This window comes from Paraburkholderia sp. SIMBA_027, from assembly GCF_046535315.1.
GTDB classification, from domain to species: domain Bacteria; phylum Pseudomonadota; class Gammaproteobacteria; order Burkholderiales; family Burkholderiaceae; genus Paraburkholderia; species Paraburkholderia tropica.
In genome coordinates this window covers 1-228 of the sequence record NZ_JAWRWY010001784.1, presented here as the reverse complement: position 1 = coordinate 228, position 228 = coordinate 1, and the positions used below count along the sequence as shown (strand labels likewise).

Sequence of the window (228 nt, the reverse complement as noted above, 5' to 3'; positions counted from 1 at the left end):
CACCTGGAACTGATTGCGTCAGAAAACTACGTCAGCGACGAAGTGCTCCAGGCCCAGGGCTCGGTGCTCACCAACAAGTATGCCGAGGGCTATCCGGGCAGGCGCTATTACGGCGGGTGCGGCGTTGTCGACGAGATCGAAAACCTGGCCATAGAGCGCGCCCGCAAACTGTTCAATTGCGAGTACGTCAACGTCCAGCCGCACTCCGGGTCCCAGGCGAACCAGGCC

The 228-nt window shown here is 61.4% G+C and carries 1 pseudogene; it reads left to right on the top strand.

Going from position 1 to position 228, the window contains the following annotated elements:
• A pseudogene (gene glyA / locus SB764_RS45305) lies at positions 1-228 on the top strand (serine hydroxymethyltransferase); the annotation flags it as partial.